This window comes from Pseudomonas sp. MWU318 (assembly GCF_016756945.1).
Classification (GTDB): Bacteria; Pseudomonadota; Gammaproteobacteria; order Pseudomonadales; family Pseudomonadaceae; genus Aquipseudomonas; species Aquipseudomonas putida_A.
In genome coordinates this window covers 17,096-39,110 of sequence record NZ_JAESJL010000017.1, presented here as the reverse complement: position 1 = coordinate 39,110, position 22,015 = coordinate 17,096, and the positions used below count along the sequence as shown (strand labels likewise).

Genomic DNA, 22,015 nt, shown 5'->3' with positions numbered 1-22,015 from the left:
TTGCGAATTTTGCGGTGTTTGCGAATGTTGTGGCGGGCACTAAACCTGTAGGAGTGAGCCTGCTCGCGAATCGGATATCCACGGTACTCAGGTCTTATTCATCACCCTTCTGGACACAGTGTTTGTCCAACCGACCGATTTTTGCCCTGCGCTGCAACCCCTAACATCGTCTGCAACCCGTGACCCAACACGGTTCCCCACAAGACGGTGAACATCATGAAACTTGCAAAAATCGCTCTTCTTCTGGTCCTTGGCGGTATCGGCGCGCAGGCGTTTGCGGCGGATGAATCCGCGCAGGTCGAGGCCTACAACGCTGCCGTTCAACCGGACATCGCGCACGTGGTGTCGATCTCCGACGCGGCCAACCAGTGCGGCGCGGTGCCGGTGCAGATGACTTATGACGACTCGACCGGTGCACGGCATGTCGTGCAATATCAGGTGATGGGCAGCGGCTGCTCCAACGGTTGATGGTTGATGCCGGCGCTGGAGGGTCGACACTCCAGGTCTGCGGCACTAAGCGTTGGCGAGTGGTCTGGCGCCGGCCATGTCTTCATCGGACGCCAGCAATTGCGGGATGGCGGTTTTCAGGAACTCCACCCAGGTCTTGATTTTGGCGTCGACGAATTTGCGCGATGGGTAGATCGCGAACAGGTTGTATTCCTCCAGGCGGTACTCCGGCAGGACCCGCACCAGTGTGCCTCCGACCAATCCTTCGACGGCGGATGCCAGCGGCTGAATGCCGATGCCCATACCATTTCTGATCGCCGTGGCCATACCGTCGGCGGTGTTGATGTGGAAGGGTGAGTCGGGGATATTCTGCGTTTCCATGCCTTGGGGACCTTCGAACACCCAGTTTTCTGCAGGCATTACCGTGTTGACGATGCGCAGGCAGTCATGCGCGGCGAGGTCGGCGGGTGTGGCGGGGTGGCCGCGTTTGGCCAGGTACGCCGGTGAGGCGCAGAGGATGCTGTAAGTAGTGCCCAGGCGTTGCGCGACGAAGCCGGAATCCGGCAGGTCGCGGGCGAGGACGATCGACATGTCGTAGCTTTCTTCGAGCAGATCGGGCAGGCGATTGCTCAGGGTCAGATCGAACATCACCGTGGGGTGAATCTCGCGGTAACGGGCGATTGCATTGATCACGTAGTGGTTGCCGATGGCGGCCATGGCGTGGATCTTCAGACGCCCGACCGGCAAGGTCTGGGCGGTGCCGGCTTCTTCATCGGCTTCGCGCAGGTCATCGAGGATTTTTTCGGCGCGCTGCAAATAACGCACGCCGGCTTCGGTCAGGGCGAGGCGGCGAGTGGTGCGGTTGATCAGGCGCGTGTGCAACCGGGCTTCGAGGCTGGAGACGGCTTTGGAGACGTTGGTCGTGGTGGTGTCGAGCACGTCGGCCGCAGCGGTGAAGCTGCCGCTCTGGGCCACGGCGACGAAGCAGCGCAGGGTCTGAATAACGTCCATCGTTGTGCTTGGCTCTTTGGATGGGGTTGCCATTCTAGGGTTTGCCGTGGGTGGTGTTGCAAATGTTTGCGAATGAGGGGCGGGCGCATGGCGGGTGAATGGCTTGAGGACATTCTGGCGCCGGGGCTTTCGGTGGTGTTCTGCGGGATCAATCCGGGGCTGCTCGCGGCGGCGCAGGGGCATCATTTTGCCGGGCGCGGCAATCGCTTCTGGCGCACCCTGCACCTCGCCGGGTTCACGCCGTATGAAGTGCGGGCGGAGGATGATCGAAGCATCCTGCAATTCGGCTGCGGACTGACGGCGGTGGTCGAGCGGCCGACGGCGCGGGCGGATCAGTTGGCGGCTGAGGAGTTCGCCACTGCGGCCCTGGGCTTTGAACAGAAGATCACCCGCTGTGCGCCGCGTTATGTGGCGTTTCTGGGCAAGGCTGCGTATGCGGCGTTGTCGGGGCAGAAAGTCGTGGCGTGGGGGTTGCAGGCAAAGACCTTTGGTGGCGCGCACGTGTGGGTGTTACCCAATCCCAGTGGGCGCAATCGGGCGTCCTCCCTTGAGCAATTGGTCGCGGCATATCGGGAATTGCATGAGGCATTGATCGCTAGCGGGTAAAGCAGGCATCCAGCGTTTTTCGGTTGGCCAGCTACGATTGATGCAGTCAAACCGCCGAGGAGGACGCCCGCCATGAAACCCGAAAAAACCGACACAGACGCCTCGGCACTCATCGACGCAAAAATCGCTGAACTGGCCGATTGGCGCGGAGCGATCCTCGGCGAGATTCGCAAGGTCATGCACCAGGCCGATCCCGAGGTGGTGGAGGAGTGGAAGTGGCGCGGCGTTCCGGTGTGGTCGCGGGGCGGGATCATTTGTACCGGGGAGACCTACAAGGCGGCAGTCAAAATGACCTTCGCCAAGGGCGCGGCGTTGGCCGATCCGGCGCGGTTGTTCAACGCCAGCCTTGAGGGCAACACCCGCCGGGCGATAGATTTTCATGAGGGCGATCCGGTCGATGAGCAGGCCTTGAAAGGGCTGATTCGCGAGGCGATTGCGCTGAATTTGTCGAAGTGAATCGTTGCGCTTGCCTTGGGTCAGAAATAACTGGCTGTTTTAAAACAAATTTTTTTGCACTCAGGGCTTCCCAGATCAAAAAAAGGTTGGTAAATTGCGGCCCATTCTCGCAGAGCTTGTTACAGAGCTTGAGATACAGGGGCGTCGCCAAGCGGTAAGGCAGCAGGTTTTGATCCTGCCATGCGTTGGTTCGAATCCAGCCGCCCCTGCCATATTCAGAAAAAACGCCAGTCCGAAAGGGCTGGCGTTTTTTTATGCGCGCGATTTGTGGCTGGGGGCTGACAGTTGCCTGAGCCGGAGCGGGGGACTGATGTAAACTGCCCGCGCGAAAGTCCCGGTGCGTTGTTGGCCGGCGACCCTCAATCTCTCCAGACAAGAGACTTTCATGGCTAATCAAGACCTCAGCTTCACCCCTGATCCGGATGCAGATTCGATTTCCTCCGACGTCGTCGGTTTCAACGGCATTCTGGTTTCGACCCAGATCCCGACCCGCGCCGACGGCAGCCTGGAGCTGGGCGACATCACCCTGCAAAGCGAATGCACCCTGCAGGCGTTGAAAGTGGCGCTGGAACGGGCGGGCAGTTCGATGGATCGCGTCATGCACCTGACCATCTACCTCACCGACATGGCTGATCGTGCGGCGTTCAACGAAGTCTACCAGCGCTTCTTCGCCAAGCCGTGGCCGGTGCGCGCCGCTGTGGGCGTGGCGTCGCTGGCGGTGGAAGGCATGCGCGTGGAAGTCACCGCGATGGCTGCCAAGGCCTGATGCAATGCCATATCCAACTGTAGGAGCTGACGAGTGCAACGAGGCTGCGATCTTTTGCTCTTGAAAATCCAAGTCAAAAGATCGCAGCGTGCCGCAGCTCCTACAGAGTCGTGTAAGTTGCCACTTGGCAGCACAGGCGTGCCGCTCGGGCGTTTCGCGGCTACAATGCGCGCCTTAACCGTGACAGCCTGACTAAAAAAACTATGTCCTTGCCCAAGCATCATCTGGAACTGCTCAGCCCCGCCCGTGACGTGGCGATTGCCCGCGAGGCGATCCTGCACGGCGCCGACGCCGTGTACATCGGTGGCCCGAGCTTCGGCGCGCGCCACAACGCCTGCAACGAGGTGAGCGAAATCGCCGAGCTGGTGGAGTTTGCCCGCCGTTATCACGCGCGCATTTTCACCACCATCAACACCATCCTGCACGACAACGAACTGGAGCCGGCGCGCAAGCTGATCCACCAGTTGTACGACGCCGGTGTCGACGCGCTGATCGTCCAGGATCTGGGCGTGATGGAACTGGACATTCCGCCGATCGAGCTGCATGCCAGTACCCAGACTGACATCCGCACGCTGGAGCGGGCGAAATTCCTCGATCAGGCCGGTTTCTCGCAACTGGTGCTCGCCCGCGAGCTGAACCTGAAAGAAATTCGTGCCATCGCCGACGAAACCGATGCCGCCATCGAATTCTTCATCCACGGCGCGCTGTGCGTGGCGTTCTCCGGGCAGTGCAACATTTCCCACGCGCAGACCGGGCGCAGCGCCAACCGTGGCGACTGCTCGCAGGCCTGCCGTTTGCCGTACACCCTCAAAGACGAAAAGGGTGGGGTGATCGCCTACGAAAAACACTTGCTGTCGATGAAGGACAACAACCAGAGCGCCAACATCCGCGCGCTGGTCGAGGCCGGTGTGCGCTCGTTCAAGATCGAAGGTCGCTACAAGGACATGGGCTATGTGAAGAACATCACCGCCTATTACCGCCAGCGCCTCGACGACGTGCTCGAAGACCGCCCGGACCTGGCCCGCGCTTCCAGCGGCCGCACCGCGCACTTCTTCCTGCCTGACCCGGAAAAGACCTTCCACCGTGGCAGCACCGACTACTTTGTCACCGATCGCAAGATCGACATCGGCGCGTTCGACTCGCCGACCTTCACCGGCCTGCCAGTGGGCACCGTCGAGAAAGTCGGCAAGCGTGACATGCAGGTGGTGACGCAGGAGCCGCTGTCCAACGGCGACGGCCTCAACGTGCTGGTCAAGCGTGAAGTCGTGGGTTTCCGCGCCAACATCGCCGAGCCAAAGGGCGAGTTCGAAGAAGACGGCGAGAAGCGCTATCGCTACCGCGTCGAGCCGAACGAAATGCCCGAAGGCCTGTACAAGCTGCGGCCGAACCATCCGCTCAATCGCAACCTCGACCACAACTGGCAACAGGCGCTGCAGAAGACCTCTGCCGAGCGTCGTGTCGCATTGAGCTGGGTCGCACGCCTGCGTGAAGAACAGCTGGAAGTGACCGCGACCAGTGAAGAGGGCATCAGCGCCAGCGTGACTCTGAACGGCCCGTTCGGTGTGGCCAACAAGCCGGAGCAGGCGCTGGAGCAATTGCAGGATCTGCTCGGCCAGCTCGGTACCACCCAGTACCACGCCACCGACATCAAGCTCGACGCGCCGCAGGCGTTCTTCATTCCGAACTCGCAGCTCAAGGCCCTGCGCCGCGAAGTGATCGAAGCCCTGACCGCCGCCCGTGTCGCAGCGCACCCGCGTGGCAGCCGCAAGGCCGAAACCACGCCGCCGCCGGTGTACCCGGAGTCTCACCTGTCGTTCCTGGCCAACGTCTACAACCAGAAGGCCCGCGACTTCTATCACCGTCACGGCGTGAAACTGATCGATGCGGCCTACGAGGCCCACGAAGAGGCCGGTGAAGTGCCGGTGATGATCACCAAGCACTGCCTGCGCTTCTCGTTCAACCTGTGCCCGAAACAGGCCAAAGGCGTGACCGGCGTGCGCACCAAGGTCGCGCCGATGCAGCTGATTCACGGCGACGAAGTGCTGACCCTGAAGTTCGACTGCAAGCCGTGCGAGATGCACATCATCGGCAAGATGAAAGGCCACATCCTCAACATGCCGCAACCGGGCAGTGTGGTCGGCCACATCAGCCCGGAAGACCTGCTGAAAACCATCCCGCGCGCGCCACACTGAGTGACGGGCGGGCGTGGCGCTACGGTGTCACGCCTGCTCGGGCTCGCGCTCCGCGAGGTCTTCGAGCAAGTCGGCTGACGGCACAAAGAACAACCCCCCGGTGACCGCGGTGCTGAAGTCCAGCAAACGGTCGTAGTTGCCGACGGGTTTGCCGACAAACATGTTCTCCAGCATCTGCTCGATCGGTTCCGGCGAGCGCGCGTAGCCGATGAAATAGGTGCCGAACTCGCCAGCCCCCGGACGACCGAACGGCATGTTGTCGCGCAGGATCTTCTGCTCCTGGCCGTCCTTGGTGATGGTGGTCAGGGCGCTGTGGGAATTGCTCGGCTTGACCTCTTCACCGAGTTCGATGTCGGCCAGCTTGGTACGGCCGATCACCTTCTCCTGAGCCTCGACGCTCAATGCATTCCACGCCTCCATCTTGTGCAGGTACTTCTGCACCAGCACATAACTGCCGGATTCGAACGCCGGGTCTTCGTTGCCGATCAGGGTGAAGTGGTCTGCCTTGCGGCCCACCGGGTTCTCGGTGCCATCGACGAAACCGATGATGCTGCGCATGTCGAAGTAGCGGAAACCCTGTACCTCATCCACCACGGTGATCGCGCCATTGAGAGCGCTGCATAGCTGGGTCGCCAGTTCGAAACACAGGTCCATCTGATCGGCGCGGATGTGCAGCAGGATGTCGGCCGGGGTCGCCACCGCACGGCGGCCCTCGACGCCGAATTCGCGGAACGGATGCAGCGAGGCCGGGCGCGGGCTGCCGAACAGCGCGTCCCAGGCGTTGGCGCTGAAACCGCAGACACACGACAGATTGCCGTCGGGCACCCGTTTGCCGACCGAACGGGTGAGGGCGGCGATGTCGCCGCACCAGCCGCGCACCTGGCTGGCGGCGTCACTGCCGGGCAGCAGCGTGGCGACGATGAAGATCGCGCTGCTGGTGATCGGGTTGCAGATCGCTTGCGGCTCGGGGGTATCCATTGATGAGGTCATAGTCGGTTCCATATGCGCGGGGCCAAGGTCGGCGCTCAGTATGAAACCAAAAACGTTTCATCGGTATCTCAGAAGCGACCCAGTCGATAGGCATCCATCGTCGGCACGCCGGCATTGGTCGAGGGAGACGCCAACTGAGCAATCATCTCGGCAGTCACCGCCGCCTGCGTCAGCCCCAAATGCTGATGCCCGAACGCGAGCAGCACCTTGCCTTCACAAACCTGGTCGATGACCGGCAGCGAGTCCGGCAGCGACGGACGAAAGCCCATCCACGGTGTCGCGTCTTCAGCGTTCAAATCATGGCGGAACAAACCTTTGCTCAAACGGTGCAGTTGCCAGGCGCGCTCCATGAACGGCGGGCGCTGCAGGCCGGCGAACTCCACCGTACCGGCCAAGCGCAGGCCGCCGGCCATTGGCGTCATGATGAACTTGCGCTCCAGCGACGTGACGGCGAACGGCAGGCGCCCTTGCTCATGCGGCAACATCAGGTGATAGCCGCGTTCGGTGTCCAGCGGCACGCGTTTACCGGTCAGTGCAGTGGTGAGCTTCGCCGAATGCGCGCCACAGGCGATCAGCACCTGCCGCGCGGTGAAACGTCCCTGATCGGTGAGCAACGACACGCCATGCGCCTGCAACTGGCCGCCCTGAACTTCCTGCCGGAAAAACTGCACGCCGGCCGATTTGGCGGCACTCACCAGTTCACACACCACCTGATACGGGTCGAGAAAATGCCCGGTGCGCGGGTAGAACAATCCGCCTTGAATCTGTTCGCTGAGCTGCGGCGCGCTTTCTCGCACGGCGCTGGCCGACCAGAAATCCACCGGCACCTGTTGCTGACGCATGCGCGCCTGCAAGGCTTCGACGGCTTGTCGCGATTCGGCGCGCTCGAACACCAGCAGCGAGCCGTCCTCCTTGAGCAGGTCAGGGCGGGCGATGCTGTGCAGCAGGCGCTGCCACGCGTCGAGGCTGCTTTCGTTAAGCGCGCGCAAACCGGCCACGGTGCGCTGAAACGGCGCCGGGCGCAGGTTCAGCAGCAGGCGGCTGAACCACGGCACGGCGCGTGGCAGGTACTTCCAGTCCAGGCGCAGCGGCCCCATCGGGTCCATCAGCATCGCCGGCAGGCGCTTGAGGATCGACGCGTCGGCAATCGGAAACACCTGCTCGGTGGCCAGGTGCCCGGCGTTGCCGAACGAGGCGCCATGACCGGGCGGTTGCTTGTCGATGACCACCACCCGTTTACCCTGACGTGCCAGTTGCAGGGCGCAGGTGACACCGATGATGCCGGCGCCGATCACCGCGATATCGGCGTTGTCCGCTGTGAGGTTGTCGGGCATGTTCAGGCTTCCCTCTGGCCGTCGAGCAAGCGTCGTAGCTGCAGCGGATTTGCCTGTTTCAGCGGCGGCGGCAGCAGGCTGTCGGGGAAATCCTGATAACACACCGGCCGCAGGAAACGCAGGATCGCCGCCGTGCCGACCGAGGTGCTGCGCGAGTCCGACGTGGCCGGGAACGGCCCGCCATGCACCATCGCATCGCACACTTCGACCCCGGTCGGCCAGCCGTTGACCAGCAGACGTCCAGCCTTGCGTTCCAGTGTCGGCAACAAGGCCCGGGCGCGATCCAGATCGGCGTCATCCAGCAGCAGGGTGGCGGTCAACTGGCCTTCGAGGTGTTCGCAGACCTGACGGATTTCATCGTCGTTGGCGCACTGTACGATCAGCGACGCGGCGCCGAAGATTTCACCTTGCAGGCGTGCGTCAGCGAGGAAGTCCTGCGCCTGAGTGACGAACAATTGCGCCTGGCACTGGTTCGGGCCTTCAGTCGCGAGACCGATGGCCACGCGTTGCGCTTGCGGATGTTCGGCCAGCGCGGCGACGGCGCTTGCATAGGCGCGGAAAATCCCCGGCGTGAGCATGGTCTGCGCCGGGCTACGCTGGACCCCTTCGGCGGCGGTGGCGATGAAACTGTCCAGCGCCGTCCCCTGGCGAGCGATGACCAGCCCGGGATTGGTGCAGAACTGCCCGGCGCCCTGAGTCAGCGAGGCGACAAAACCCTGCGCCAACGCCTCACCGCGAGCGGCAAGCGCTGCGGGAAACAGCAGCACCGGATTGATCGAACTCATTTCCGCATACACCGGGATCGGCTCCGGCCGTGCCTGCGCCGCTTGGCTCAGGGCGAGGCCGCCGCTGCGCGAGCCGGTGAAGCCCACGGCCTTGATGCGCCAATCGCTGACCAACGCAATGCCCACTTCATTGCCGGAGCCGAACAGCAGCGAAAACACGCCTTCAGGCAAACCGCATTTTTTCACTGCGCGAGTCAGCGCCTGGCCGACCAGTTCACCGGTGCCGGGATGCGCGCTGTGCGCCTTGACGATCACCGGGCAACCGGCGGCCAGTGCAGACGCGGTGTCGCCGCCCGACACGGAGAACGCCAGCGGAAAGTTGCTGGCGCCGAACACCGCCACTGGCCCCAGCGCGATCTGCCGCTGGCGCAGATCCGCACGCGCAGCGGGTTGGCGCTCAGGCTGAGCGTGATCGATGCGCACATCCAGCCATTCGCCGGCCCTCACGGTGCGGGCGAAGGTGCGCAATTGCCCGCAGGTGCGCCCGCGTTCGCCTTGAATCCGTGCGCGTGGCAGGCCGCTTTCGGCCACCGCACGATCAATCAGTGCATCGCCAAGGGCTTCGATCTCATTGGCGATGGTTTCGAGAAAATCGGCGCGAGCCTCTAGGGACGTCTCGCGATAACGATCAAACGCTTGCCACGCCAGTGCGCAGGCCTGTTCGACATGCTCGCTGCTGCCCCCGGCGTAGGCCGGTTGCAGCACCGCGTCGGTGGCGGGATTGATCGCATGGATCGCTTCACGGCTGCCGGCAATGGCTTGGCCGCCGATCAGCATGTGGCCTGTCAGAGTCATGACGCTTCCTTTATAAAAGAGGTGAAGCCCCGGTATCACACCGGGGCAGGGGCTGCGGTCAGACGAGGTTCTGTTCGGCGGACCAGTTTTTGTACCACTGGCGGAACAGCGCGTACTGGGTCTCGGCGTAACGACGCTGGGCATCGCTGAGGGCGTCGGTTTCGTTGAAGTGCAGGGCGTATTCGCGGTCGCCGTTGAGCACCATCAGATGCTTGTAATACAGCACCAGGTCGCAGCCTTCGTCGAACGACGACAGCACCGCCAGCGCCGCTTCCAGTTCGCGAGCAAGACGTCGGGCCTTGGCGTCGCCCTTGGCCGCTTGCTTGCTCAGCGCCACCAGTTGCAGCACTTCGCGGGGCAGGGCGTTGCCGATACCGGTGATCGCGCCGGTGGCGTTGCAGTTGACGAAACCGTGCACCACTTGGGTATCGACACCGACCATCAGGGTCACGGCATCGTCCTGCGAGGTGATGTTTTCGGCGGCGTAGCGCAAGTCGGCGCCACCGCCGAACTCCTTGAAGCCGATCAGGTTCGGGTGTTCACGGCGCAGTTCGAAGAACAGGTCGGCGCGGGTGGCGAAGCCGTAGTAGGGACTGTTGTAGATCACCGCCGGCAGGTTCGGCGCGGCGTTGAGGATCGCGGCGAAGTGGGCTTTTTGCGCGGTGGCCGAAGCACCACGGGACAAGACACGCGGAATCACCATCAGGCCATGGGCGCCGACTTTCGCGGCATGTGCAGCGTGGGACACCGCTTCACGGCTGTTGACCGCGCCAGTGCCGACGATGATCGGTACGCCGGCGGCCACCAGACGCGCTACGCCTTCCTGACGCTCGGCCTCGGTCAGCAGCGGCCAGTCGCCCATCGAGCCGCAGTAAACCACCGCGCTCATGCCGATATCGATCAGCTCGCGACCCTTGGCCACCAGTGCGTCGAAGTCAGGTTTGCGCGCGGCGGTGCACGGAGTCATCAGCGCGGGAATGCAGCCAGTGAAGATGTTATCGCTCATTGTTGTAGCTCCTCGGGACACTCATTCAGATCGGTAGAAAGCGGGGCACTCAGATGCCCCAGGCGAAAGGATCCTGCTCGTCGATCAGCAGGGTGGCGTCGGCGCTCATGTAGGCGCGGCCGGTAATGAATGGGCGCACGCGCTCGCCGTGCCATTCGAAGCGGCCTTCGAACTGGCTGCCGGTGATGCTCGCTTGCGTCCAGACCTGGCCTTCGGCGAGTTTGCCGTCAGCGGCCAGGCAGGCGAGTTTGGCGCTGGTGCCGGTGCCGCAGGGCGAGCGGTCGTAGGCTTTTCCGGGGCACATGACGAAGTTGCGGCTGTCGGCGTGGGCGTCGTCGGCAAACAGTTCGACGTGGTCGATCAGCGCGCCGTCCTCGCCGTGGATGCCATGGGCTTCGAGGGCCTTGAGCATCGCCCAGGTGTAATCGGTGAGGGCTTCGACGTTGCTCATCTGCAGGTTCTGGCCGTGTTCGGAAACCAGGAAAAACCAGTTGCCGCCCCAGGCGATATCGCCGAACACGCAACCGTAGCCGGGCACGTCCACCGGCACCTGTTTGCGGTAGCGCCAGGCGGGGACGTTGCCCAGGGTCACCGCGCCGTCCTCGTGCAGGGTGGCGCTGACCGGGCCGACCGGGGTATCGATCTTGTGCACGCCCGGTTCGATCTGTCCCAGGTAATGCAGCGAGTTGACCAGGCCGATGGTGCCGTGGCCGCACATGCCGAGGTAGCCGGCGTTGTTGAAGAAGATCACCCCGCAAGTGGCATCCGGCGAGACCGGCGCGCAGTACAGCGCGCCGACCAGCACGTCGTTGCCACGCGGTTCGAGCAGGCAGGCGCGGCGCCATTGATCGTGGCCTTCGCGCAAGGCATCGCGCTTCTCGGCGATGCTGTTGCCGGGCAGCTCGGGGAAGCCTTTCATCACCAGACGTGTGGGTTCGCCGCCGGTATGGGAATCGATGATGTGCAGTCGTTTCATGGGTTCGTCCCTTGAGTGAAAGTCAGGCGTGAGCCGGGCGTTGGCCCGTTGCCGAATGGGTGGAGGACTCAGCGGCTTCGCTTTCGTCGTCCTCGTTTTCCAGACGAATCAGGCGTGCCGGCACGCCGGTGGCGGCTCCCCAGTAGTAGATGCCCAGCGCGCAGACCGCGACGATCACCGTGTCGAACGGATGACTGAGCACGCCGATACCACCGAAACTGCCGAGCTTGGAGAGGACGATGGTCACGGCGTAGAAGCCGATCAGCCACGCCGACGAGCGCACTTGCTGGCCGAGGTTGAGGTGCGCGGTCGGCACCATGCGCCCGCACAGCAGGTAGATGACAAACATCAGGATTTGCAGGCCGAGCAACCACGACACGGTGCCCCAGCCCGACCAGTAGACGATCAGCGCGGCGATGATGAACGACAGCGGCCCGAGGACGCTCATGCCCTTGACCCGGAACGGACGCGGCATGTCCGGCGCGTTGCGGCGCAGTGCGGCCACCGTCACCGGAGCCACCGCATAGCTCAATACCAGCGCGGCAGAGACAACGTTGATCAGCGCTTCCCAAGACGGGAACGGCAGGGTCCAGAACACCGACAGGCCAAAGGTCAGCCACAGCGCCGGGCGCGGGATGCCGGATTTTTCGTCGATGCGGGTGAAAATCTTGAAGAAGGTCCCGGTCTGCGCCCAGCCATAGATCACCCGTGGCGTGGCGTTCATGTAGATGTTGCCGCAGCCGCTGGGCGAGATCACCGCATCGGCCACCACCAGATACGCCAGCCAGCCGACACCCAGTGCCAGAGCGATGTCGCGGTACGGCAGGGCCAGTTCCTTGGCGACGCCGGCCCAGCCATTGGCGAGCATTTCGGTCGGGATGCCGCCGAGGAAAGCGGTTTGCAGCAACACGTAAATCGCGGTGGACAGCAGCACCGACAGGATCAGCGCAATCGGGATCGTGCGTTGCGGGTTCTTCACTTCACTGGCCACGGAAATGATCGGCGTCAGGCCCAGATAAGCGAAGATCACCCCGCCGGCCGACACGGCCATTTCGATGCCGGACAGACCGAACGGCGCAAAGCCATGCACTGCGAAATTCGCTGGTTTGAAGAAGGTGAACAGCACGCCGATCACCAGCAGCGGCACGATGAACTTGAACACGCTGACCAGATTGTTGGCCATGGCGAAGGTCTTCACGCTGCGGTAATTGAGCAGGAAAAACAGGCACAACAACCCGAACTGCACGAACCAGCCGAGCACGGTCGGGTCGCTGGAACCGGCCTTGGTCAATTCGGGAAACCACGCCGCCGCATATTGCCGCGAGGCGACTACTTCGATCGCCACCAGGCTGGAAAACGCGATCAGCGTGATGAAGCCCATCAGGTAACCGAGCAGTGGCCCGTGGGAGTAAACCGGATAACGCACCACACCGCCGGCACGGGGCAGCGCGGCGCCCAATTCGCAGTAGACGATGCCCAGCAGCAATACGGCGAAACCACCGAGCAGCCAGGAAAAGATCCCCGCCGGACCGGCGATGGCGGACACGTGACTGGCCGCGAACAACCAGCCCGAACCGAAGATCGCCCCCAGTCCGATGAACGTGAGGTCTATCAATGAAAGTTGTTTCTTGAACTTGCCTTGGCCTGTCATAGCGTCGCCTTCTTGTTGGTTGTTGGAGGGGCGTGCAGTGGCGCTACAGTGAACTCATCGGGCGATGGGCGATTGATGTTTTTTGCCGGTGACGATGACGAAATCAGCACAGTGGCCAAAGGCAAAGGCCCGGCTCGACAGGCTGTCAGCCATGGGGCAATCTGCGTGCAAGTGATAAAACCGAGTGGGGAGTGAGAGGCATGCCGCAGAACGCATTTGCGATCCTGAACCAGCACAACGAAGCGAGCCGACCGCAAAGCCTCGACGATCTGCTCGCCAGCATGGCGCTGCTGTTGCCGATGCTCGACGTGATTCCCAACGCGGCGATCTTCATCAAGGATCTGCAGGCGCGCTATGTCATGGCCAACCAGACGCTGGTGCAGCGCTGCGGTTTGAAAGACCTGCGACCGTTACTGGGCAAGACCAGCGCCGAGGTGTTTCCGGCGCAATTGGGCCCGGGCTACACCGAGCAGGATCGGCGCGTACTGGAAGAGGGATTTGTGCTAGAGGATCAGCTGGAGTTGCATCTGTACGGCAGCCGCGAACCGGGCTGGTGCCTGACCCACAAGCGTCCGCTGTACAACCGGGATAATCGGATCATTGGCCTGGCGGGAATTTCCGTCGACCTGCAAACCGCCAGCGAAACCCATCCGGCGTATCAGCGACTGGCGGCGGTGGACGAGTACATCCGGGCGAACTTCAATCAGCGCGTCAGCCTGAGCGAACTGACGCGCATCGCCGGGATTTCAGTGGCGCAACTGGAGCGTTACTGCAAGCGCGTGTTCCACCTGACGCCGCGGCAGATGATCCAGAAAGTCCGTCTTGAGCATGCGCATCGCTTGTTGCACGGCGACTTGCCGATCACCGAAGTGGCGCTGCAGTGCGGTTATACCGACCACAGCGCGTTCACCCGGCAGTTCAAGGCTTCCACCGGATTCACCCCGCGCCAGTATCGCTTGGCGACAGCGCCCTGAGGCTTGCCCGTCAGGCCTTGACCCAACGCTGCCGGCTCCAGGCACTCAGCGAATCCACGCCCAGCACCAGAATCAGCATCGCCAGAATCACCGTGCTCGCCTGCGCTTCCTGAAACAGGCTGAGGCTGACATACAACATCTGCCCCAAACCGCCGGCACCGACAAAGCCCAGCACGCTGGCCATGCGAATGTTGTTTTCCCAGCGATACAGGCAATACGCGAGCAATTGCGGGGCAAGGTTGGGCAGGGTGCCGTAGCAGAACGCGAGCACCGGGTTGCCACCCTGCAAGCGGATCGCTTCGGCCGGTTCCGGCGGGGTATTTTCCAGCGCTTCGGCGAACAACCGGCCGAGCACGCCGGTGGTGTGCAGGGCCAGCGCCAGGGTGCCGGCATTCGGGCCGAGGCCGGCGGCGAGCACCATCAGCGCCGCCCACACCAGTTCCGGAATCGCTCGCAGACCGTTAAGCAGCAGGCGCGAAGCACTTTGCAGTGGCCAGCCGAAACGTCCGGCGGCGGGCAGCGCGAGGAGGATGCCGAACACCGCTGCGAGCAGGGTGCCAAGGGCCGACATGGCCAGGGTTTCCAGCGCGCCCTTGAGGATCGCCTGCAAATGCGTGGCGCTCAGGTCCGGGCTGAGAAAGCGCTGCGCGTAGGCACCCATCTGCTTGAGGCTGGTGGCGCTGCCGAGTTCACCGAGGTCGAGTTCGAGGTAACCGAACGAGGCGATAACCGCGACGCCAATCGCGACGATCAGCAACAGATTGATCAGGCGATTCATGTCAGCCTCCAGCGCAGCAGGCGGCTGAGTTGGTCGGCGCCGAGCACCAGAATCAAGAAAGTCAGCAACATGCTCGCCACTTCACCGCTGGCGAACATGCGCAGCGACAGATCGATCTGCTGGCCGAGGCCACCGGCGCCGACAAACCCCATCACCACCGAGGCACGAATCGCGCACTCCCAGCGATACACCGTGTACGACAGCAGCTCCGCCGCGACATTCGGCAGAATCCCATAGGCGAAACCGGCGAGCCGTCCGCTGCCGGCCTGCATCAAGGCATGCGCCGGGCGTTGGTCGGTGGATTCGAAAATTTCCGCGTAGACCTTCCCGAGCATGCCGCTGTAGGTGATCGCGATCGCCAGCACACCGGCCGCCGGGCCGAGGCCCACAGCGCGCACAAACAGCAGCGCCCAGACGATCTCTGGCACGCTGCGCAAGAAGATCAGCAGCCCGCGTACCGGCCAGCGCAGCAAGCGCCCGAGCCGACTGGGAATGCCGCTCCGGGATGCCGCCGACAACGACAGCGCGCGGCTGGCAATCAGGCTGGCCGGCACCGCCAGCAGCAACGCCAACGCCATGCCGGCGGTGGCGATGGCCAGGGTTTGCAGGGTCGCCTTGAGCAGCAACTGGAGAAAGTCGTGGTCATGCGCCGGTGGCCAGAACCCGGAGATGAAACGGCCCATTTCAGTCTGGCTGTCGCTGTGCAGCAGCACGCCAAGGTCCAGTTCGCTGAGCTGGATGCCCGGCCACAGCAGGGCAAGTGCCAGCAGGGTCAGCAGCAGTCGCGGCGCGGCGGCCGGGTCGCGTGAATCGGCCCTCAGCATCGCGGGATCTGCACAATCAGCGGCGCAGTGGGCGTCGTCGGGCTTTGCAATTGCTCGTTGGCGTACAGCGTATCGAGCATCTCGCGGCTGACCTGTCCGGCAGGGCTGTCGAACAGGATCTGGCCGTCGCGTAAACCGATGATGCGCGGAAAGTGCGCCAGCGCCAGTTCCACTGCATGCAGGCTCGCCACCAGCGTGACGTTATGCGCCCGCGCGTGCTGCGAGAGGATCGACAGGGTGTGCCCGGCCAGCACCGGGTCCATCGCCGACACCGGTTCGTCCGCCAGCAGAATCTCCGGTGCCTGATACAGCACCCGGGCAATGCCCACGCGCTGCAATTGGCCGCCGGACAATTGCTGGCAGTAAGCGAAGAGTTTGTCGCCCAGATCCAGGCGGGCGAGGGCCGCACGGGCGCCGGGGATGTCCGTGGGATGCAGCAGATTCAGCAGGCTCTTGCCCAAACTCCACTGGCCGAGTTTACCGGCCAGCACCGCCGTTACCACGCGCTGGCGCGGTGGCAGCGGTGGGGCCTGATGCACCAGGCCGATGCGCGCACGCAGGCGTTGCCGTTGATGGGCGGATAGGTGCCAGGGACGCTCGCCCAGCACCTCGATTTCGCCGCTGCTGGGGCGCAACGCGGTGGCCAGCAAGTTCAGCAGACTGGATTTTCCGGCGCCGGACGGGCCGATGATCGCCACCTGTTCGCCCGCGCCAATCTGCAGGTCGACGCCGCGTAGCGCATCGACCCCGTTGGCGTGGTGCAGGCGGGCGTGTTTGAGGCTCAGGGTCATTTCAACAGATCGGCAGCGCGAGCGGCTTCCTCGATACCCTTGTAGTTTTCGGGCTTGGTGTCGATGAAGCGGCTGGCCGCCTGCAGATCAAGAATCTTCTTTTGCTCGGGGTTGGCCGGGTCGAGGTCAAGGAAAGCTTTCTTGATCTTCGCCGCCAGCGCCGGGTCGAGGGTGCCACGCACGGTCCAGTTGTAATCGAAGTAGGCCGGGGTGGTGGCGAACACGTGGACCTTGCTGGTGTCGACCTTGCCGGCGTCTACCAGTTTCTGCCAGACGCTGGCGTTCAGCACACCGGCATCGACCTTGCCCGTCTGAACCCAAGCCACGGTGGCGTCGTGCGCGCCAGAGTAGGCAACGCGGCTGAAATAGGCTTCCGGTTTGATGTTGTCGTTCTTCAGCATGAAGTAACGCGGCATCAGGCTGCCGGACGTCGACGATACGGAGCCGAAAGCAAAGGTCTTGCCCTTGAGGTCGGCCAGGCTCTTCACGTTCGGGTCGGCGCTGATGAATTTGCTGGTGAACTGCGCATCCTGCTCGCGCTGCACCAGCGGGATCACCGGGGTGGTGGCGTCGGTCTTCAGGCGTGCCTGAACAAAGGTGAAACCGCCCAGCCAGGCCATGTCGAGACGGTCGGTCGCCAGCGCTTCAACCACCGCCGGATAGTCCGCCACGGGTACGAACTGCACCTTCATGCCCAACTGCTGCTCCAGGTACGCACCCAGCGGCTCGAACTTGCGCAGCAATTCGGTCGGGGCTTCGTCGGGGATCGCGCTGACCCGCAACACATCGGCGGCATGCGCCACCAGAGCAGAAAAAGACAGGGCCAGACCAGCAGTCAGTGCCAGGGTTCGTTTGAGCATGGAAATCTCCGTTTCATGAGCGTCGCATTCTAAGCGCCGCCGGGCGCGGTGTCGCGCGCGGGCGCTCAATCAGGTTAGACGAAACGGCGAGGTTATACGCAGCCGGTAGGTTACTCCACGTTTCATTCCAGTGGCTTGCGCGGATCAGTAGTCTCTGCCGTTGTGATCACGAAAAACCCTGTAGGAGCTGTCGAGTGAAACGAGGCTGCGATCTTTGCGTTTCGATTGAAGATCAAAAGATCGCAGCGTGCCGCAGCTCCTACAGGCTGGCGACACAGGACCGCTCACTGCCGCTGTGACCCCGCAAAACCCTGTAGGAGCTGTCGAGTGAAACGAGGCTGCGATCTTTGCGTTTCGATTGACGATCAAAAGATCGCAGCATGCCGCAGCACCTACACGGGGATTTTGGCAATCACCTTGATCTCGAACTGAAATCCGGCCAGCCAGGTCACGCCGACCGCAGTAATCGTCGGATACGGTGCGCTGCCCCAGAACTCCGGCACCACTTCCCAGATGGTTTCGAAGGTCGATTGCGGATCGATCATGAACACCGTGACGTCCACCGCGTCGGCGAAGCTGCAACCGGCGGCATCTAGAATTGCATTGAGGTTGTTGAAGGCCAGGCGCACCTGGTCCTGCAGATCCGGCTCGGGCGAACCATCTTCACGGCTGCCGACTTGCCCCGAGACGAACAGAAAACCGTTGGAACGAATCGCCGGCGAATAACGATGGCGCTCGTAAAGCGCATGGCGGGCTGGCGGGAAAACGACGTCGCGCTGGGTCATGGATGTCTCCATCATTGTTTGGTGGTTGTTGATGGAGTGACTGTAGGGACTTGCGCAGTGGTGATAAACGCGCAACCTTGGCGTTCACTGTTTGCAGATTCCAAACAATCCGAGGGCGCAAAGTGGACCGTTTCGATGCAATGCAGGCGTTCGCCCGGGTGGTTGAGGCGGGCAGTTTCACCAAGGCTGCCGAGACCTTGCACATGAGCAAGACTACGGTGACCCAACTCATCCAGCAGATGGAAGCACGGCTGCGGGTCAGGTTGCTCAATCGCACCACACGCAAGGTCAACGTCACTGCCGATGGCGCGATCTATTACGAGCGGGTCATCAAGCTGTTGGCCGATATGGACGACGCCGAAACCAGTCTGTCCGGCGCGTCGGCATTGCCCAGAGGACGCTTGCGCGTAGATGTGCCGAGCCCGCTGGCGAGGCTGATCCTGATGCCGGCATTGCCTGAGTTTCATGCGCGTTATCCGGATATTCAGATCGACATGGGTGTCAGCGACCGCATCGTCGACATCATCGATGAGAACGTTGACTGCGTGGTGCGCGGCGGCGAATTGCTTGATCAGTCACTGATGGCGCGGCGGGTGGCCGACCTTCAGCTCGGGGTCTTCGCCGCGCCGAGTTACCTGGCCCGCGCCGGTACGCCGCAGCATCCACGCGAGCTGGAGGACTCGCATCATCGGGTGGTCGGTTTTCTCTGGGCCCGCACCGGCAAACCCGTGCCTTACGCCTTGCACAATGGCAGCGAACACCTGCAGATCAAGGGCCGCCACGTGCTCGCCGTCGATGACGGCAACGCCTACCTTGCGGCAGGTCTGGCCGGCATGGGCGTGCTGTGGTTGCCCAGGTACATGTCGCACGCGCATCAGGCTCGGGGCGAGTTGGTGCCGCTGTTCGAGGACTGGCAACTCGAGCCGATGCCGCTCTATGTGGCGTACCCGCCGAACCGGCATGTGAGCCTGAAACTGCGGGTGTTCATTGACTGGATCGTGGAGCTGATGGCTCAGCATGCGCCGGTCATTGAGCAGCGAGGTTATTGATCAGCCACTCGCAGAAACTGCGCGCCATCGGATCATTCTCGCTGTCGCGATGGGTCAACAACGCCCAGTTCGGCCCACGAATGGTTTGCTCCACCAAGGGCTGCAACAGCCCGCTTTCCTGCGCATGACGGCTGAGCAACTGGCTGACCAGCGCAATGCCAAGCCCTCCCGCAGCGGCATCGAGCAACAGGCCCGGATCGGAAAAATTCAGCCCCTGATCCTGCTGTCCGACATCGACGCCGGCCTCCACCGCCCAGTGGCTCCAGTCCATTTCCCGTTCGCCGTGCAGGGTCGTGCGTTGCGCGGCAGGTTGCGCCAACACGCTGGGATGACACGCCGGAAACAGGCGGTCGGCATGCAGCACCTTGAAGTTGCATTCAGCCTGGGAGCTGATGTCGTCGCGCACCGCCAGATCGATGGTTTGCGTGGCCATGTCCGGTACTTCATCGGTGCTGAAAATCCACAAATCGACTTGCGGATGCTGGCGCCGAAAATCCGCCAGACGCGGCAGCAACCAGTGCCGGGCGAACGCCGGCGTGGTGTTGAGCACCAGTTGATTGGGTTTCTGATATTGGCCCAGCCGGCGGATGCCGACCGCCAGTTGCTGGAGCATCGCCTGCGTGGTGCTGAGCAGATCGTGGCCGGCATCGGTCAGCGACACGCTGCGACCGCTGCGAAAGAACAGCGGTTGTTCGAGATACGCCTCAAGGCTGCGGATCTGCTGGCTGATCGCCGATTGGGTGAGGCTCAGCTCATCGGCGGCCTTGTGAAAACTGCCGAGGCGCGCAGCCGCTTCGAAGCCGCGCAGGGAGCTGAGCGGCGGCCAGTGCTTGAGCATATCGATAAGTTCCTCTAATCAGTTGTGCGCTAAATCCATCGTTTGTTGCTGCGATTTCAGCGCCGTAGCATTCACCTCACGCCGAATCACGGCAATTTCCATTGAACACAATGGCTTAATCGAGAGGTGCTTGTCATGCCGCGCAACGAGAATAACAACAACGCTTGGATAATGCCTGCCGAATGGGTGACGCACGCGGCGACGTGGATGGTCTGGCCGCATAACCAGGCGCTGTGGGAGTCGGGCTGGCGCGTGACATTGCCACAGGTGCAAGAGGACTTCGCTCGGGTCGCCAACGCCATCGCGCGATTCGAGCCGGTGAAAATGGTCGTTGATCCCTCGGCGGTAGCGAGCGCCAAAGCCCTGTGCGGGCCGAACATCGAGCTGATCCCGCTGGCGGTCAACGACAGCTGGTGCCGCGACTCTGGCCCGAGCTTTGTCTGCCACCCGCAACAAGGGCTGGCCGGTGTCAGCTGGCGCTTCAATGCCTGGGGCGGCAAGTCGGCGCATGAGCTGGACGAAAGCCTCGCGCGGCGCGCACTCAATCATCTGGGGCTGGAATGCTTCGGCACGCCGTTGAGCAACGAGGGCGGGGCGATTCATGTCGACGGCGAGGGCACGCTGATCACCACCGAGTCGGTGCTGCTCAACCCCAATCGCAACCCGGGCATTGGCAAGGCCGAAATGGAGGAGATTTTCAGCCGTTTGCTCGGCGTGAAGAAAACCATCTGGCTGCCGGGCGACCCGGACTACGTCACCGGCGACATGACTGACGGTCACGTTGATGGCGTATGCGCCTTCGCCCGTCCCGGCGTGTTGCTGGTGGATGCGACCCACGACCAAAGCTCGGTGTACGCCGAAGTGGTCCGCGAAAACCGTCGTGCGCTGGAGTTGGCGACCGACGCCCAAGGCCGCCGGTTCGAGTTGATCGAACTGTTCGAAGCCAGCGAAGCGGTGGACAGCGACGCCGAAGTGTTCTGCGCCTCGTACACCAATTTCTACATCGCCAACGGCGCGATCATCATGCCGGCCTACGGCATCGAGGCCGACGAGGTGGCGGCCAAAGTGCTGGCGCAGGCGTTCCCCGGACGCGAAGTGGTGCCGGTGCGCATCAATCATCTGGCCCATGGCGGCGGAGGGGTGCATTGCATCACCCAGCAGCAACCCGCCTGGCCAGTGGAGGGTTGAGCGATGAGCCATCTGACCATCGCCACCACCCAGATGTCGTGCACCTGGGATCTGCCGCGCAACCTCGATCAGGCCGAGCAACTGGTCCGCGACGCGGCCGCGAAGGGCGCGCAGGTGATCCTGTTGCAGGAGCTGTTCGCCACGCCATATTTCTGCATCGAACAGAGCCACAAACATCTGGCGCTGGCCGAGGAGTATCGCGACAGCCGTGTGCTGCAGCGTTTCGCCGCGCTGGCCAAAGAGCTGGGCGTGGTGCTGCCGCTGAGCTGGTTCGAGAGGGCCGGCAATGCCTACTTCAATTCGTTGAGCGTGGCCGATGCCGACGGGCGCCTGTCGGGGGTGTACCGCAAAACCCACATTCCCAACGCCATCGGCTATCAGGAGAAGGAATATTTCAGCCCCGGCGATAGCGGTTTCCGCGTCTGGGACACCGCGTTCGGTCGCCTCGGGGGGGGTATCTGTTGGGATCAGTGGTTTCCCGAAACCGCGCGTTGCCTGGCGTTGATGGGCGCTGAAGTGTTGCTGTTCCCCACGGCCATTGGCTCCGAGCCGGGATGCACGGCGCTGGATTCCCGCGATCACTGGCAGATGACCATGCGCGGTCATGCTGCCGCCAATCTGCTGCCAGTGGTGGCGGCGAACCGGGTCGGGCGAGAGGTAGCGACCACTGATCCATCGCTGCAAATGCGCTTCTACGGCTCGTCGTTCATCAGCGATCACAAGGGCCAGTTGCTCGCCGAAGCCGACCGCGACAGCAGCGGCGTATGGGTGCACAGCCTCGATCTCGACACGATGCGCGAAGAGCGCTTGAGTTGGGGCATCTACCGCGACCGGCGGCCGGACATGTACGGCGCGCTGCTCAGTCAGGACGGCCGCAATCTTCATGCACGCTGGAACGCTCAAGGGGTTTGAT

At 62.9% G+C, this 22,015-nt stretch carries 22 protein-coding genes and 1 tRNA gene; 10 read left to right on the top strand and 13 right to left on the bottom strand.

Going from position 1 to position 22,015, the window contains the following annotated elements; translation table 11 throughout:
* Nucleotides 1–216: 216 nt before the first annotated feature.
* Nucleotides 217–468 carry a DUF2790 domain-containing protein gene (locus JN524_RS26815; protein WP_202371277.1) on the top strand — a complete coding sequence of 84 codons (252 nt, stop codon included), beginning with the start codon at nucleotides 217–219 and terminating at the stop codon, nucleotides 466–468.
* 45 nt (nucleotides 469–513) lie between these two features.
* Here JN524_RS26815 and JN524_RS26810 read toward each other — a convergent pair whose 3' ends face one another.
* A complete protein-coding gene (locus JN524_RS26810) occupies nucleotides 514–1,458 on the bottom strand; it encodes a LysR family transcriptional regulator (RefSeq protein ID WP_202371276.1) in 945 nt (314 codons plus the stop codon).
* 87 nt (nucleotides 1,459–1,545) lie between these two features.
* Here JN524_RS26810 and mug point away from each other — a divergent pair, with 87 nt between their 5' ends.
* The 5 genes from mug to JN524_RS26785 all read left to right on the top strand — a co-directional run bounded on the left by mug (nucleotide 1,546) and on the right by JN524_RS26785 (nucleotide 5,478).
* Entirely contained in the window at nucleotides 1,546–2,064 is a 519-nt protein-coding gene (gene mug / locus JN524_RS26805) for a G/U mismatch-specific DNA glycosylase (protein WP_202371275.1), read from the top strand.
* Nucleotides 2,065–2,136: 72 nt separating this feature from the next.
* Entirely contained in the window at nucleotides 2,137–2,520 is a 384-nt protein-coding gene (locus JN524_RS26800) for a DUF1801 domain-containing protein (RefSeq protein WP_202371274.1), read from the top strand.
* A 137-nt stretch (nucleotides 2,521–2,657) separates the two neighbouring features.
* Nucleotides 2,658–2,732: transfer RNA gene (locus JN524_RS26795), tRNA-Gln, on the top strand.
* 173 nt (nucleotides 2,733–2,905) lie between these two features.
* Entirely contained in the window at nucleotides 2,906–3,286 is a 381-nt protein-coding gene (locus JN524_RS26790; RefSeq protein ID WP_202371273.1) for a RidA family protein, read from the top strand.
* 203 nt (nucleotides 3,287–3,489) lie between these two features.
* Nucleotides 3,490–5,478: a peptidase U32 family protein gene (locus tag JN524_RS26785; RefSeq protein WP_003224378.1), complete on the top strand. Its 1,989-nt coding sequence runs from the start codon at nucleotides 3,490–3,492 to the stop codon at nucleotides 5,476–5,478.
* A gap of 27 nt (nucleotides 5,479–5,505) precedes the next feature.
* Here the strand turns inward: JN524_RS26785 and JN524_RS26780 are convergent, their stop codons facing one another.
* The 6 genes from JN524_RS26780 to JN524_RS26755 form a co-directional block, all read right to left on the bottom strand.
* Nucleotides 5,506–6,468, bottom strand: a complete 963-nt coding sequence (locus JN524_RS26780) for a Dyp-type peroxidase (RefSeq protein WP_202371272.1) — start codon at nucleotides 6,466–6,468, stop codon at nucleotides 5,506–5,508.
* A 68-nt stretch (nucleotides 6,469–6,536) separates the two neighbouring features.
* Nucleotides 6,537–7,802 (bottom strand): NAD(P)/FAD-dependent oxidoreductase, encoded by a 1,266-nt coding sequence (locus JN524_RS26775; protein WP_202371271.1) that lies wholly within the window; start codon nucleotides 7,800–7,802, stop codon nucleotides 6,537–6,539.
* Nucleotides 7,803–7,804: 2 nt separating this feature from the next.
* On the bottom strand, nucleotides 7,805–9,382 hold the full coding sequence (locus tag JN524_RS26770; RefSeq protein WP_202371270.1) for an aldehyde dehydrogenase (NADP(+)): 1,578 nt from the start codon (nucleotides 9,380–9,382) through the stop codon (nucleotides 7,805–7,807).
* A gap of 58 nt (nucleotides 9,383–9,440) precedes the next feature.
* The gene (locus tag JN524_RS26765) at nucleotides 9,441–10,388 is read right to left on the bottom strand and encodes a dihydrodipicolinate synthase family protein (RefSeq protein ID WP_202371269.1); all 948 of its coding nucleotides are present in this window, start codon (nucleotides 10,386–10,388) and stop codon (nucleotides 9,441–9,443) included.
* Nucleotides 10,389–10,437: 49 nt separating this feature from the next.
* Nucleotides 10,438–11,364: a 4-hydroxyproline epimerase gene (locus tag JN524_RS26760; RefSeq protein WP_202371268.1), complete on the bottom strand. Its 927-nt coding sequence runs from the start codon at nucleotides 11,362–11,364 to the stop codon at nucleotides 10,438–10,440.
* A gap of 22 nt (nucleotides 11,365–11,386) precedes the next feature.
* The gene (locus JN524_RS26755; protein ID WP_202371267.1) at nucleotides 11,387–13,015 is read right to left on the bottom strand and encodes an APC family permease; all 1,629 of its coding nucleotides are present in this window, start codon (nucleotides 13,013–13,015) and stop codon (nucleotides 11,387–11,389) included.
* A 200-nt stretch (nucleotides 13,016–13,215) separates the two neighbouring features.
* On the opposite strand from JN524_RS26755, the gene JN524_RS26750 reads away from it, so the two are divergent.
* Nucleotides 13,216–13,989, top strand: coding sequence for an AraC family transcriptional regulator (locus JN524_RS26750; protein ID WP_202371266.1), 774 nt, complete (start codon nucleotides 13,216–13,218; stop codon nucleotides 13,987–13,989).
* A gap of 10 nt (nucleotides 13,990–13,999) precedes the next feature.
* Here the strand turns inward: JN524_RS26750 and phnE are convergent, their stop codons facing one another.
* The 5 genes from phnE to JN524_RS26725 all read right to left on the bottom strand — a co-directional run bounded on the left by phnE (nucleotide 14,000) and on the right by JN524_RS26725 (nucleotide 18,027).
* Entirely contained in the window at nucleotides 14,000–14,767 is a 768-nt protein-coding gene (gene phnE, locus JN524_RS26745) for a phosphonate ABC transporter, permease protein PhnE (RefSeq protein ID WP_115987551.1), read from the bottom strand.
* Complete coding sequence (locus JN524_RS26740; RefSeq protein ID WP_047602101.1) at nucleotides 14,764–15,591, bottom strand: PhnE/PtxC family ABC transporter permease; 828 nt, start codon at nucleotides 15,589–15,591, stop codon at nucleotides 14,764–14,766. Before JN524_RS26740 ends, phnE begins: the two co-directional genes overlap by 4 nt.
* The gene (locus JN524_RS26735) at nucleotides 15,585–16,382 is read right to left on the bottom strand and encodes a phosphonate ABC transporter ATP-binding protein (protein WP_202371265.1); all 798 of its coding nucleotides are present in this window, start codon (nucleotides 16,380–16,382) and stop codon (nucleotides 15,585–15,587) included. Before JN524_RS26735 ends, JN524_RS26740 begins: the two co-directional genes overlap by 7 nt.
* Nucleotides 16,379–17,242 (bottom strand): putative selenate ABC transporter substrate-binding protein, encoded by an 864-nt coding sequence (locus tag JN524_RS26730; protein WP_202371264.1) that lies wholly within the window; start codon nucleotides 17,240–17,242, stop codon nucleotides 16,379–16,381. Before JN524_RS26730 ends, JN524_RS26735 begins: the two co-directional genes overlap by 4 nt.
* Before the next feature lie 392 nt (nucleotides 17,243–17,634).
* Nucleotides 17,635–18,027: a RidA family protein gene (locus JN524_RS26725; protein ID WP_047602105.1), complete on the bottom strand. Its 393-nt coding sequence runs from the start codon at nucleotides 18,025–18,027 to the stop codon at nucleotides 17,635–17,637.
* Between the two features lie 122 nt (nucleotides 18,028–18,149).
* Between JN524_RS26725 and JN524_RS26720 the strand changes: the two genes are divergently transcribed.
* A complete protein-coding gene (locus tag JN524_RS26720; RefSeq protein WP_202371263.1) occupies nucleotides 18,150–19,076 on the top strand; it encodes a LysR substrate-binding domain-containing protein in 927 nt (308 codons plus the stop codon).
* Here JN524_RS26720 and JN524_RS26715 read toward each other — a convergent pair.
* Nucleotides 19,054–19,914: a LysR substrate-binding domain-containing protein gene (locus JN524_RS26715; protein ID WP_202371262.1), complete on the bottom strand. Its 861-nt coding sequence runs from the start codon at nucleotides 19,912–19,914 to the stop codon at nucleotides 19,054–19,056. The two genes, JN524_RS26720 and JN524_RS26715, sit on opposite strands and share 23 nt — an antisense overlap.
* A gap of 135 nt (nucleotides 19,915–20,049) precedes the next feature.
* Between JN524_RS26715 and JN524_RS26710 the strand changes: the two genes are divergently transcribed.
* The gene (locus JN524_RS26710; protein WP_202371261.1) at nucleotides 20,050–21,102 is read left to right on the top strand and encodes an agmatine deiminase family protein; all 1,053 of its coding nucleotides are present in this window, start codon (nucleotides 20,050–20,052) and stop codon (nucleotides 21,100–21,102) included.
* Between the two features lie 3 nt (nucleotides 21,103–21,105).
* The gene (aguB, locus tag JN524_RS26705; RefSeq protein ID WP_202371260.1) at nucleotides 21,106–22,014 is read left to right on the top strand and encodes an N-carbamoylputrescine amidase; all 909 of its coding nucleotides are present in this window, start codon (nucleotides 21,106–21,108) and stop codon (nucleotides 22,012–22,014) included.
* The last annotated feature ends 1 nt before the right edge of the window (nucleotide 22,015 follow it).

Bases quoted from the DNA above. Each gene is read 5' to 3' on its own strand.
- JN524_RS26815 (WP_202371277.1), top strand. From the start codon at position 217: ATGAAACTTGCAAAAATCGCTCTTCTTCTGGTCCTTGGCGGTATCGGC.
- JN524_RS26810 (WP_202371276.1), bottom strand. From the start codon at position 1,458: ATGGACGTTATTCAGACCCTGCGCTGCTTCGTCGCCGTGGCCCAGAGC.
- mug (WP_202371275.1), top strand. From the start codon at position 1,546: ATGGCGGGTGAATGGCTTGAGGACATTCTGGCGCCGGGGCTTTCGGTG.
- JN524_RS26800 (WP_202371274.1), top strand. From the start codon at position 2,137: ATGAAACCCGAAAAAACCGACACAGACGCCTCGGCACTCATCGACGCA.
- JN524_RS26790 (WP_202371273.1), top strand. From the start codon at position 2,906: ATGGCTAATCAAGACCTCAGCTTCACCCCTGATCCGGATGCAGATTCG.
- JN524_RS26785 (WP_003224378.1), top strand. From the start codon at position 3,490: ATGTCCTTGCCCAAGCATCATCTGGAACTGCTCAGCCCCGCCCGTGAC.
- JN524_RS26780 (WP_202371272.1), bottom strand. From the start codon at position 6,468: ATGACCTCATCAATGGATACCCCCGAGCCGCAAGCGATCTGCAACCCG.
- JN524_RS26775 (WP_202371271.1), bottom strand. From the start codon at position 7,802: ATGCCCGACAACCTCACAGCGGACAACGCCGATATCGCGGTGATCGGC.
- JN524_RS26770 (WP_202371270.1), bottom strand. From the start codon at position 9,382: ATGACTCTGACAGGCCACATGCTGATCGGCGGCCAAGCCATTGCCGGC.
- JN524_RS26765 (WP_202371269.1), bottom strand. From the start codon at position 10,388: ATGAGCGATAACATCTTCACTGGCTGCATTCCCGCGCTGATGACTCCG.
- JN524_RS26760 (WP_202371268.1), bottom strand. From the start codon at position 11,364: ATGAAACGACTGCACATCATCGATTCCCATACCGGCGGCGAACCCACA.
- JN524_RS26755 (WP_202371267.1), bottom strand. From the start codon at position 13,015: ATGACAGGCCAAGGCAAGTTCAAGAAACAACTTTCATTGATAGACCTC.
- JN524_RS26750 (WP_202371266.1), top strand. From the start codon at position 13,216: ATGCCGCAGAACGCATTTGCGATCCTGAACCAGCACAACGAAGCGAGC.
- phnE (WP_115987551.1), bottom strand. From the start codon at position 14,767: ATGAATCGCCTGATCAATCTGTTGCTGATCGTCGCGATTGGCGTCGCG.
- JN524_RS26740 (WP_047602101.1), bottom strand. From the start codon at position 15,591: ATGCTGAGGGCCGATTCACGCGACCCGGCCGCCGCGCCGCGACTGCTG.
- JN524_RS26735 (WP_202371265.1), bottom strand. From the start codon at position 16,382: ATGACCCTGAGCCTCAAACACGCCCGCCTGCACCACGCCAACGGGGTC.
- JN524_RS26730 (WP_202371264.1), bottom strand. From the start codon at position 17,242: ATGCTCAAACGAACCCTGGCACTGACTGCTGGTCTGGCCCTGTCTTTT.
- JN524_RS26725 (WP_047602105.1), bottom strand. From the start codon at position 18,027: ATGACCCAGCGCGACGTCGTTTTCCCGCCAGCCCGCCATGCGCTTTAC.
- JN524_RS26715 (WP_202371262.1), bottom strand. From the start codon at position 19,914: ATGCTCAAGCACTGGCCGCCGCTCAGCTCCCTGCGCGGCTTCGAAGCG.
- JN524_RS26710 (WP_202371261.1), top strand. From the start codon at position 20,050: ATGCCGCGCAACGAGAATAACAACAACGCTTGGATAATGCCTGCCGAA.
- aguB (WP_202371260.1), top strand. From the start codon at position 21,106: ATGAGCCATCTGACCATCGCCACCACCCAGATGTCGTGCACCTGGGAT.